The organism is Paraburkholderia caledonica NBRC 102488 (assembly GCF_000685095.1).
Lineage (GTDB): Bacteria > Pseudomonadota > Gammaproteobacteria > Burkholderiales > Burkholderiaceae > Paraburkholderia > Paraburkholderia caledonica.
Genome location: NZ_BAYE01000040.1, coordinates 16713 through 27555 on the forward strand (window position 1 = coordinate 16713; position 10843 = coordinate 27555).

At 61.5% G+C, this 10843-nt stretch carries 12 protein-coding genes; 1 reads left to right on the top strand and 11 read right to left on the bottom strand.

From position 1 onward, the window contains the following. Positions 1-240 precede the first annotated feature (240 nt). A complete protein-coding gene (locus BCA01S_RS36195) occupies positions 241-1341 on the top strand; it encodes a DUF746 domain-containing protein (RefSeq protein WP_052369595.1) in 1101 nt (366 codons plus the stop codon). Between the two features lie 117 nt (positions 1342-1458). On the opposite strand, the gene BCA01S_RS33260 is transcribed toward BCA01S_RS36195, so the two are convergent. From BCA01S_RS33260 to BCA01S_RS33310, 11 genes are all read right to left on the bottom strand, one after another. Further along, positions 1459-2436, bottom strand: coding sequence for a deazapurine DNA modification protein DpdA family protein (locus tag BCA01S_RS33260; protein WP_244146115.1), 978 nt, complete (start codon positions 2434-2436; stop codon positions 1459-1461). Between the two features lie 75 nt (positions 2437-2511). After that, on the bottom strand, positions 2512-2895 hold the full coding sequence (locus BCA01S_RS33265; protein WP_027780564.1) for a hypothetical protein: 384 nt from the start codon (positions 2893-2895) through the stop codon (positions 2512-2514). An 86-nt stretch (positions 2896-2981) separates the two neighbouring features. Next, positions 2982-3200: a hypothetical protein gene (locus tag BCA01S_RS33270; protein WP_027780565.1), complete on the bottom strand. Its 219-nt coding sequence runs from the start codon at positions 3198-3200 to the stop codon at positions 2982-2984. A 55-nt stretch (positions 3201-3255) separates the two neighbouring features. Then, positions 3256-3462 (bottom strand): hypothetical protein, encoded by a 207-nt coding sequence (locus tag BCA01S_RS33275; protein WP_027780566.1) that lies wholly within the window; start codon positions 3460-3462, stop codon positions 3256-3258. A gap of 31 nt (positions 3463-3493) precedes the next feature. Then, on the bottom strand, positions 3494-3679 hold the full coding sequence (locus BCA01S_RS33280) for a hypothetical protein (RefSeq protein ID WP_027780567.1): 186 nt from the start codon (positions 3677-3679) through the stop codon (positions 3494-3496). A 77-nt stretch (positions 3680-3756) separates the two neighbouring features. Next, the gene (locus tag BCA01S_RS33285; protein WP_027780568.1) at positions 3757-6078 is read right to left on the bottom strand and encodes a nuclease SbcCD subunit C; all 2322 of its coding nucleotides are present in this window, start codon (positions 6076-6078) and stop codon (positions 3757-3759) included. Continuing rightward, positions 6066-6668 (bottom strand): hypothetical protein, encoded by a 603-nt coding sequence (locus BCA01S_RS33290; protein ID WP_027780569.1) that lies wholly within the window; start codon positions 6666-6668, stop codon positions 6066-6068. The genes BCA01S_RS33285 and BCA01S_RS33290 overlap by 13 nt, the downstream gene beginning before the upstream one ends. 209 nt (positions 6669-6877) lie before the next feature. Beyond that, positions 6878-8269 (bottom strand): metallophosphoesterase family protein, encoded by a 1392-nt coding sequence (locus BCA01S_RS33295; protein ID WP_027780570.1) that lies wholly within the window; start codon positions 8267-8269, stop codon positions 6878-6880. A gap of 81 nt (positions 8270-8350) precedes the next feature. Further along, a complete protein-coding gene (gene ybiA / locus BCA01S_RS33300; protein WP_027780571.1) occupies positions 8351-8836 on the bottom strand; it encodes a riboflavin biosynthesis intermediates N-glycosidase in 486 nt (161 codons plus the stop codon). 174 nt (positions 8837-9010) lie between these two features. Beyond that, positions 9011-10471, bottom strand: a complete 1461-nt coding sequence (locus tag BCA01S_RS33305; RefSeq protein WP_027780572.1) for a recombination directionality factor — start codon at positions 10469-10471, stop codon at positions 9011-9013. Continuing rightward, positions 10468-10734 carry a DUF7696 family protein gene (locus tag BCA01S_RS33310; RefSeq protein ID WP_027780573.1) on the bottom strand — a complete coding sequence of 89 codons (267 nt, stop codon included), beginning with the start codon at positions 10732-10734 and terminating at the stop codon, positions 10468-10470. The genes BCA01S_RS33305 and BCA01S_RS33310 overlap by 4 nt, the downstream gene beginning before the upstream one ends. Between the last annotated feature and the right edge of the window lie 109 nt (positions 10735-10843).

Below are 10843 nucleotides of genomic sequence, written 5' to 3' on the forward strand. Positions count from 1 at the left end.
GAGTACGGCGACACAGAAAATCCCGCCCTTACCGCCTTCGTCGGTAGCCTCTGGGCGGAGCTCCATTCAACTGACGGGACCCCGGTGCCGCGCTGCCCGCATTGCAGTGGCGCCCGTGGCCGCCTGCACCAGCGGGCGAATGAGTATCATGCAGTGCCGTATTTTCGGTGCGTCGATTGCCGTCGTTTGTACACACGACTGACGGGCAGCCCCATTGCCCGCCTCCGGTTCGCGAAGAAAATGCCCGAGTTCTTCCGGCTTCTGTCCCAGCCGGTGCCGCTCGAGGAGGTCTCACGGCGTCTGGGCGTCGAATACGGCGCCGTCTCGAACTGGTTGATGCGCTTCCGGCAACTGATTGCGCTACACGATCCCGACGGCCATTGGACGCCGCTTGTCAGGCTCGGCCTGAAATACCGCCCGCACGGTGCCTGCCCGCGATGCGGTCACGAGGGGCAGTTAGGCAATGGCGGCTTCAGCGTTGATAACCGCCGACGGGTGAAATGTCCATCATGCGGTCATCTTTGGCCGCTCAACGTAAGCTCTAACGCCAGCGCCGTCCCGGTTATGGTCGTCAATGATCTGGCGCTGAACGCGGCGGAGCGCCGCCGGCGCGCTGGACTGGAAGCGCCAGATCTCCCACGTGTCGAAGCGGGCTCCGTCATGACGGAGCCGCGGGTCAATCCAGCCGTGGTGGCCGCGCCGCTGCTCTCTCCGCTGGACGCCGGGCGGTTCGATTTCGCCGGGCCGCTGCGATACAACAGTCCCCTGCCGCGCAGGTGGGCCGAGGACGAAGAACTGACGAACTTTCTGCGGACCCACGTCGATGAAGTGCTCTCAGACAGTGTGGAACCCCCGCCCTGCCCGCATTGCGGCAGCCACATTACGAGACTAGCTTCTGCCAGGCGCGCAGACTCGCCTTTGCCGCAATTCCAGTGTCGCGCCTGCGCGCGTCTGTATTCGCGTGCGACCCGAACGCCATTGGCCAAGATGTTGCGCAAAGACATCGCTTACGGGATTCTTCCGCTTCTGTCTCAGCATCGGCCGCTCGCAGATGCCGCCGATCGACTGGGCACAACGCCGGAGATCGTTAAGGCATGGGTCAGGCGGTTTCGCGAATGGTTATTGGTACTCGATCCTGCGGGTAACTACGAAAATCGCGTACGACTTGGTCTCAAAGCACCGTGGCCGATGATGGACTGCCCGCACTGCCTGCAGCGGGTCGAAGCACGGCCCCACGGTTTCAAGAGGACCAGGAAACGTACGGCAGCGGAAATAAAACGGCGGTTGTTCCGCTGTACCGGATGCAACGGCTTCTTCGATGTCAGCGTCGAAGTTCTTTGAGCGGCCAATCGCTCGCGCGATCAGGCTGGTCGACCGCGGTTACGCTAACGCCAATTGCAGAAAAAAAAGCCCGGGGTTCCAGAGGAACCCACGGGCTGGTCAAGATACTATCGGCGCCTAGCTGTTAAACGTGAGGCGAAACTGATCGCCGATCTGAGGAGCGACCCGGCGCGACGCACTGCTCATCCAACGATCCATCTCCGCCGCTCGGTGAGCAATCGTATTCGGCGTCCCCGCCTGCCGTGCTTTTACACGTGCAGCAAAGTCCGGTGCCATGGAATCCACACTTGCCACCCATTCATACATCTTGACGCGCTCGAGGGCCTGCCCTTTTACGCCGAAGAGATGAAGTTTCGATCCGGGTGGCAGGTGCCCTTCCAGTCCTTCCAGGATGGCGAAGAGCCCATGCCGGGTATCCGTCAGGTGTCGTCGGCAGACCGACCCGAGCCCGATCAGAGCCGGCGCCGCGATCCACGGAGCCCACCGCTCCCACACCTGCAGCAGCAGGTCGATGCTCCGTCGATAGTCGTCAACTTTCCAACCCTGTGCAACGGGTACAGGAATCCGGACAGTGTTCTGCACAACTTCGGCGCTGCAACCTGCCGCAAGCTGATCCTGCCAGGCGTAAACCACCCGCAGCATGGCCTCGAGCAACGTCGCCGTTGCATTCACGCGATAGTCGACCGCCTCCTGATCTGCAGCGAGTTCCGGTTCACAGCACATGTCCGGCTGGGCGACCCAGGATGCCCCGGAACAGGATGCCAGTTCGACGTACTGCTCCATGGTCCAGGGATAGACGCCCGCGATTCCGCTTTGGCCGCCCTTTGACTGGAAAAGCTTCATCGCCGAAAAGCCCGCGCTATCGAGAGCAAAGTCAATCTCCGTCAGATCGGTCGCCCGCGGGATACGGAAGCGGCCGGTCTTACGGTCCCAGAAGGCGGACGCCGACACCATCGCCGCATAACCTTCATTGAAAGCGTGGAATGCAAGCCGCCCGCCACTATGAGGGATGCCGACCCGAACAAGCAGCCCGTCGTCAACATGAGCGTTTTTCTGCAGCACCGGCATGCCGGGGACGCGTGGTCCTATCGTCATTTGCCACTCCAATAAAAGATGCGGAGCAGCCCCTCCCGGGCGTGCCCCGCGAGGGATAGAGAAAAACTTAAACGGCTAGGATGATTCCGCGACCTGGACATGCTTCATCCAGGTAACGCCTGACGGAAGACGCCTGATAAGCTCAAGCAGACCTGAGTCGTCGTGGCTCTGCGCCTCGATGAATCTGTCGTTAAGAATCGCGGCCTGGAGGTAAAAGAGAAATGCGAGCGCTCCGTTGCCATGCTCTTCGGCTACGCCGGCGAGAGTCTCAACTTCATCCAGAAGCTCACGGACGAAATTTGAAGAGAGGCTCGCGCGATGCATCGTGACGATTGCCGCCACCGCCAGATCCGCGGCGGCGCCCGGGTTGCTTTCCGGAATGTCATCGGTTGCGATCGCGCCAGAATCGGCGAGACAGCGCATCACGTCGTCGAAAAAATCAGTGCAAGAGTAAGTCATTGGCCTGCTCCACAAGAGGATTGCCGGCGCAGGTGCTCCCGTCCGGGGGCCTGCCCCGGCGGGTGAGTAAAAAGATGCGTCAGAGGTCAGGTCGACACACAGTCGCCGCGACGAGAGGCGCCTTGCGTGCCGGTCGACACGGCCACTTTCAGTCGCCGATCGAATGGCGACGGGCTCGCGCGAGATGCGCGTGTCGCTTTGCCTGTCGTGGTGGACAAAGCGGCCGCGGACTGCTGCTCCCAGAGCAGGCATGCGACGGCAAGCAATGCGCCCAGTGCCGCCGCGGTTGTGATCTGCTTTTTCATGAAGACTCTCCATGCGAAAGGCCCCGACACTCTTTCGAGGTCGAGGCCTTGCGGATCAGGAACAGGTTTTAGGGTGCGCAACGGGGAAGACCAGCACGCGACCGTCGTTGCAGATGATGAAGTCGCCCGGCTCGCCTCGCGGCTGCTGGATGACGATCGTTGAGACGTGCCTTGAAGGCACCGGCTCGGCCTGTGGTTGAATCGTGCAGGCGCACAGCGATGAACTGCCCGCTGCAATGAGCAGCATGATCAGGTTTTGCATGGACTTAACTCAGCTTGAAGAGGCGAGCCGCTTACGCGGCCCGCGATTCGAGAGGGATGCTGGCGTGGTGCGTTACCCACTTGCCGCCGACGAGGGCGTCACGCAGGAGCGTGCCGTTCAGGACGTAGGTGTGGACTGTGCCCGTGCGCAGCGTGGCAGGACGAACTGAAACGGTGACCGCTCCGGTTCGTGCATACATGTCGTGCTTCGATTTCATTGCGTTCCTCGTTGAAAAAAAGCGAAGGAACGCCCCTGTGGGGAGCGTCCCCACAGGGTTGAAAGTAAAGAAGGTTTTCAGGCGGCAAGCGCCTCGACATTGATAACGGCGTCCGCTTCGGCAACCAGGTCCGGCGTTTGTGAGATGAAAAACTCCCGCTCGTAGCCGCCCTGCCGCAAAACTTCGCGCTTCATGCGCATGAACTGCAGCTTGCGCTGCGGATCAAGCGGGCCATCGGACTCGTCGCTGAACAGCGTCTGATATGGCTGACCGGCGTTACTGGCCAGATACAGCGCAATGCCACGGGTCAGACATTCGTTGATCCAGACCTTCTGGCCACCCGACATCACCGTCACCGCCTTGGTGCTGTCGATATCGGCGTCATGCACGAGGATTTCAAATCCCTCGCGCAGTTCGCCACTTGCCAATGCGCGTTGAGTCTGGATCTCGACCGTGAAGCGCATGCCGTAACAGGCAAGCAACAGGTCGTTCACCATCTTCGTCAGCGCCGGGCCCGCATCGTCGATCGTCAGCGCAATCACACCTTCGTTGCCAAGACCCTTCGCGAGCAGCTTCCAGCTGGCGATCTCGTCCGAGATGCGGTTCGCACGCGACTGCGTCGCGTCGAATCCCGCAAGCTCGTTTGCGATCGCCTGCCGCTCGACCTCACGTGTCGCCTGTGAACGGATCAGCGATTCGATCCGCGCATCGGCTGCAGTGATGCCGTCACGACATTGCGTCAGTTGCCGGTCCAGATCAGCAATTGCAGCGCTCACGTCTTCGGCACCGAGCCGTGCAACTTCTGCGTCGAGCTCCCTCGCCTGCAGCGACAGGCTTTCCTGCTGTACCTGTCGTCGCTCGCGAACAGCCTTCGCCTCGGCTTCCACGGCGGCCAGTTCTTCACTGGCCTTGCGAACGCCTTCGGTTGCTGCATCAAGTAACGGCTTGCGTGCCGCAAGATCGATAGCCATTTGCAGATCACGCCGCGAAGCGGCAATCTCTGCCGACAGCGTCTTCAGTTCGGCGCGCCGCGTAGCAAGCTGCTGCACTTCGGGCGTCAAACGATCCACTGCTTCGCGGCTCGTGCGAAACGCGACACGAAGGTTGTTGAGCGAAATGCGCTGCTCGGGAACCTTCGCATTGGCTTCACGCGCCTGGGCAAGCAGAGGGCACGTGTTATGCATCGCGTGACCCGCACAGGGAACGGCAGCGATCACGCTAGCCTGCTGTTCCAGAGACTTGAGCAACGACGCCTTCGACTCACCCTCGGACATGAGCCCGTTGATGCGTGAAGTGGCCGCGGTCAATTCAAGCTGCTTGGCCTCCAGTGCCGCGATGGCCTGCTGCATTGGCTCGACACGCGCTTCAAGGGCCGCCAGGCGTGCCTGGGCACCGTCGCGCGCAGCGCTAGCACCCAGGATGGAATCGCGCTGCCCAATCACCGCGTTGTGACCGGCAATCGACTCGCGCAAGGCAGACAGGCGCTGCGCAAAGCGGCGATCGTCAGCCGCGCTGTCGTTCGCCAGCGCCTGCAACGACGAAGCGATCTGACTGCGTCGTCCGGCCAGTTCCCGCAACCGCGCTTGCGCATCCACGTTCGCAGTCTGTTTTGCAACCAGAACTGCGCGCTGATCACTCAGCCTGACTGCGCTCGCATTGAGTGCCTCCCGGCTCTCCCGAGCCGCGACGAGTGACTGGACATCTGAAGCGATGGCCTGATCAATCTGCACAACACGGTCGCGCTTCGCCCCGAGTGCACCAAGCTGCTGGTGCGTCGCATCGAGCGCACGGGCGAGAACCTTCACGACGTCGCCGGCTTTCGCCGCCAGCGTGCGCAGATGGTCGATATGCAGAAGCTCCGCGAGCAGTGCCTTGATTTCGCTCGCACCATAGGACGCGAGCGGCCGACGGTTCTGCGCAGAGAAGACGCTGGTGAAAAATGACTCCAGCGAGCCGCATACCGACTCGACGCACGCATCGTAGGTTTCGGCTTTCCCGTCTGACACAGTGCCGTTTCCGGTCTGCATCGGTTGCCATGTGCCGCTCGCGTCGCACCATGCAAGGAAATACTCAGCCTTGCCAGTTTTCCCCGGTTTGCGGAATGCAAACGATGAGCGGTAACGGACGCCGCCGTGCTCCCATTCAAACTCCTTGAGCGCGTGCGTCCCGTACAGGTGGTCCCAGTACGAGAATCCGTCAACAGACAGCTTGGACGCGTGCGACGGCATGATCCGGTACGGATGCAGGTTATCCATGATCGTGGATTTCCCCGCGCCGTTCGGACCCGTCAACGCGATAAGGCCAGTCGGCAGCGACGTGAGATCCAGCGAGACGCTCTCGCGTTTCATGCCGTCGCGCACACCGATGAAACCCGTCAGGGTCAGCTTTAGTGGGCGCATGAGGCGGCCTCCGGATGCGGGGCATCGAAGAGGTAGTCCGACGGCAGCCACGGCACATCGTCGTCATTGGCGTACATGGTGCCGACGACAGGATCTGCCGCAGAATGCGACGCGGCCGACGCCTGTGCTGCAGCCGCCCTTTCAGCGGCCAGCTGCCCCGCGGCAAGCTTCTCTGCCGCTTTCGCTTCAAGCGCGCCTGAGACAGCTTCCTCAACGAGGTCGCAGGCCTGCGCGTAATCAGCGCTTGCCTGCCGCAACAACGCATCCCAGTTGTCGCAACCGGTCAGCACACGGAGTTCGCGGGAACCCCACTGATTTGCGTAACCGCTCTGGAATGACCAGAGCAGGTTCTGCATCTGCACATCCGGCACCAGCGCCAGATCTGCACTCGCCGAATCGATGCGTTCTGCGAGTACCAGCAAACGACCTTTCTGGGCGATCACCGCGCCGCGGTTCTCTCCGAAAGGTTGATGGAAAATGCCTGCGCTGAATCCAGCGTGGGCCGTGAGGGCCTTCTGGATCTCGCGAGGCGTACGTGCTGCAGAGAAGTGCCGGACCCATCGGGTGCCGGCGGGATAAAGACCAAACATGAGGACACTCCGGAAAAAACGGCGGAGTGCATCCCCTGGGGGAATGATTCCCCGCCAAGGTTAGAAAGAAAATGGATGCAGCGAACTGCGATCGATGCGTCAGAGACGCGGGTAAATCTGGTTCCGGTAACACGCGAACGGCGTGCTACCGGGACACGACTCGTGTCCCGCGCGGAAGCGCCTTACAGGCCGCTCCCGCTCCATGGCGGCTATGCCGCAAAGAGATCGTCATTAAGCCAGTCCAGCGTTGAAGGCTCAGCGCCAGCAGGCGCCAGCGGCACTGCGGAAGCTGCCGGCGGGACTGCCGCGATGGCACCGACCGCTGGATGCGGCAGCACGGTTGCAAGAGTCTGCGGACCAGACCGCTCATCCGGCTGTGAGTCGATGCGCGCCAGAACATCTGATGCGATCGCCTCCACCTCGGCCGAGATCAGCAACTGCAAACGCTCCTGAAGCGGACCGACATCAACGACAGTCAGTTCGGCCCAGCGTGCGAGCTTTCCTTCAACCGTCGTCTCGAGACTGATGCCCTCGGCACGACTGCGCACGACCGGAAGGACACGCGATTCGACCTTGAGGCCCGCAGCGCCGGAAAACAGCGCCTTGATGGCTTCGCGATCGACGGCCTGCCGATGCTCCTCGTCGACCTGCCAGCGCACACGCACGAACTTGTCGGTGGCGTCAGCGGCGATTTCGGCAAGGCGCGCCAAGTCGGGCGGCCCGTCGAAATCGATACAGACCATCTGACGCGATGGCGTCGCGATGAGCGTTGCGCTCGCCAAACCGGGTTGCACGTCCCACGCGAGATAGCCCTTCTCGCCCTCTTCGCCGTAATGAAACCGGCCGATGGAGCCGGGATACGCTACCAGTCTTCCCTCGCGCGCCCACTGCTGCGCCTTGTGGATATGGCCGAGCATGAACCCATCGCATTCGGCTTCGAAGAGCGCCGTGAGCGAGAATTCGTGATCGAAGCCCGCCATCACCACACCATGCTCCGTCGTGCAGCCATTGACGGTGCCGTGCGAGACACCGACCGTCGGGATACCCGCTGCGCGAAGCTGCGTGTTCACGCGGCCTGCCGCCGCCAGATATGCGGCAAGCACATCGCCCAGTTCCGTACCGGCCGCGAGCGCGCCAACGCTCGCGGCGAGTTGGCCCTTGTTGACCGTCGGAAGGCACGTGAACACGACTTCGGGCTTCACGCCGATGAACTGCCTCAACTCGTCATCCGAAAAGACCGGACCTGTCGAGGCCCAGAAGCGGCCATCGATGAGCGCGACCTGTGAGACGCGATCGGCGATGTGCACGTCATGCGCTCTGCCCATCAACGCGAAATTGTCGAGGGTGCCCGGAGGCTCGTGCGAGAAGGTGCCCTGCAGCATCAGCACGGGCATCGCGTTAGCGAGCCTATGCACCTGGGTAGCAAGCGCAAGCAGTGACGGCGCATGTGCATCAAGCCGGTGGTCGGTCGAGTCACCGGAAATGACACCCACCTGTGCGCCGCTGGCGATTGCGTCGCCGACAGCGAAACTGAAGCAGCGGTCGGACTCGGCCAGATTGTCCGGCGCGTAATGCAGGTCAGAAAAATGAGCGAGTTTCAAATTCGCCTCCGTAAAAAACACAAAGACCGCCCGAAGGCAGCCTAATGGATGAACACCCGCGAGGGTGCGAAGAAAGGAAGATCAGTTCATAGCAAGCGCATCGCGAACCCGCATCAGCGTGATGCCGAGCAGGTTCTGTCCGCGCCATTGCGACCGGTCAGTCAGCCGTGGGTCGCGCTCGCCAAGGCCAATGCCCCAGATGAGATCGTAGGGACTGGCTTCGACCAGTTCGGTCGGTGCCGTGGCGAGCAGGATGGACCTGAGCCCCGGGTTCTCCGCGAACTTCTCGCGACATCCCACGAAGACAATTGACTCGCGCTTCGCTACCCATATTTGCTGATCAAAGCCGGCAACCTTGCGGCCTATCATCTTCTGGGTCATCGGATCGCGAGTGGCGAGAATCCTTGCAGCGGACTTCTCGTCGCTGAAAAGCTTCGCCTTGGTGAACATCATGAACTGCTCAACACTCGAAAATGCAACGTCGTGATAGGTAAAGCGGCAGGGATGCCAGTTGCTGAACACATCGTCCGCGCCAAAAAACGCGGTGAAATTGCCGATCTTGCGCACAGGACGACTCCTTGAAAACCAGACAGAAAATGGGCCGCCGAGGCGGGCTCTTTTCGATGCGCAATTGCGCGGTCGAAAGCATTCGAGCAAACGCGGGCTTGCCGAAATGTTCTCGCAATCGAAACGGAAGGAAACCAGCCCCGAAGGGCTGGCAAGGATTGAAGAAACGTCCGGTCAGTCGAGAAACGTCGGCTGTCTGGCCGCGCCGATCTCGCGATCAAACGCTTCACGGTCGGTCAGTGCCTGCACGAGTCGCTCGTTCATCTGGTCGACGTCCTGCTCGCGCTCGGTCCAGCCGCGCCCGAACTTCGTGTGGGCGTAGATGCGGAAGTCCTGTTTGCGATCGTCCGCGCTCAGGCCAAGCCGTTGCAGCAGGTCGGACATCCGGTCGCGCTTATCTGCAAGCGTTTCCATGGATCCGGCAGTCGCCGGCTGTGCGGCAAGCACGTGTTGCAGCAATGGACCGGTGGTAGCCGCAGTGCCGGCACCTGCCGTCGAAGCGGTGGTGACGGTCGCCGCCGCGGCTTCGTTTGCCGTCGGAGCTTCAGTTCCAACAGCTACCGTCGTGCCGACACCTGTGCCCGCCTCCGGGTCGACGGACGCGTCCATCACGACACCTTCAGCAACCGCGTTACCGATCGCTGCATCGACCTCGCCGCCGAGCCGCACGACATTGCCGCCCGCTTCGATCAGCGCGACCGCCTGGCTCGCCGCTTCCAGCGCGGAAGGCGCATCGTCGGCAGCGTCGAGCAACGCACCGATATCGATGTCTGCATCGAGCACCGTGAGCATCTGGCTGACCCGCACTGCCTCGCCGTTCTCATTGATACGCGTGATTTCGAACTCACGTTTGGTGACCCAGAAGCGTGTGCCGGTCAGTTTGCCCCGTGCAAGCTGCACGGTCTGCATCGCCGAGTAGGCCTTCTGCAGAACGTAGATCGAGTTCGTCGGCAATTCAATCAGGCCGAGCCCCTTGATGTCCGGCACCGCGAACACGAAACTCGCCGACAGGTTGCAGTGTCGCGCCTGATACTGCGGGCACTGTTCCGGATCGCAGATGCCGTCCGGAATCGCCTCATCCTGACGACGGATGACGGTGCGTCCGCCGAAGTGCCGGACCGCACGTTGCGCACGCGGATCGCGATCGATCCTTGCATATGTCATGCAATAGCGGATTCCATCGCGCTCGTACTGAGAGAAGAACTTCCGACCATTTGTGCCGTATACGGTCATCTGGTTCGGCAGGTTCTGCATCCAGTCGTTGAACGCGAACAGTACGGGAAACCGGTAGAGCTTCACGCCGTCACCGCGGTCCTCGCCGTAGAGCCGGAGGATTTCGTCGGCCACGTCCGGAATATTGAAGTCCGAGCGGCGGCAGGTGAAATACGCGGTGTTCTTCGGCACAAGCGGGTTTTTCAGATTGCACTTCGATTCGATCACTCTCGCGATCGCATCGAACGGATGGCCTTGAGCGACCATGTCGTTATAGATGCCGATCGCCTGGGCGTTGCCTCGCGCCTTTGCAGTGAGCACCTTGATGCCTGGGCGGATATGCCCGATAACGGGCGGCCGCAACGCGCGTTCCTCAACGACGCTGCGAGCAGGGCCATTGACGAGATTGACTACGGCATTCATGAGAGTTTTCTCGCTAGAAAAAAGATGGCCGTGGTGCGCAACTCGCTGGCTGACTGCTCCAGTTCGTGTGCTGCCGCGTCTCCGCGGCGCTCGGCTATGTGGGAAAGAAAAACGCGTCGATCCGGATCGCTGTACTTCGCGACCTGGGCGACCTCGCAACGCGCCCGCCATGCTGGCGATGCGGTATCTACAGTGGCGCGCTCCTCGGCAATCGTGTGGTTGATCGCTTCGGCAATACGCTCATCAAGACGGTCTGGAAGCAAGGAAGACCTCCTAGGGGACAGGACAACAGGACGAAAAAAAACGCGTCCCTCGGAGTGAGGAACGCGTTTCGGGATTCGATGAAAAATGACCTGAGCGCCACAACCTGTT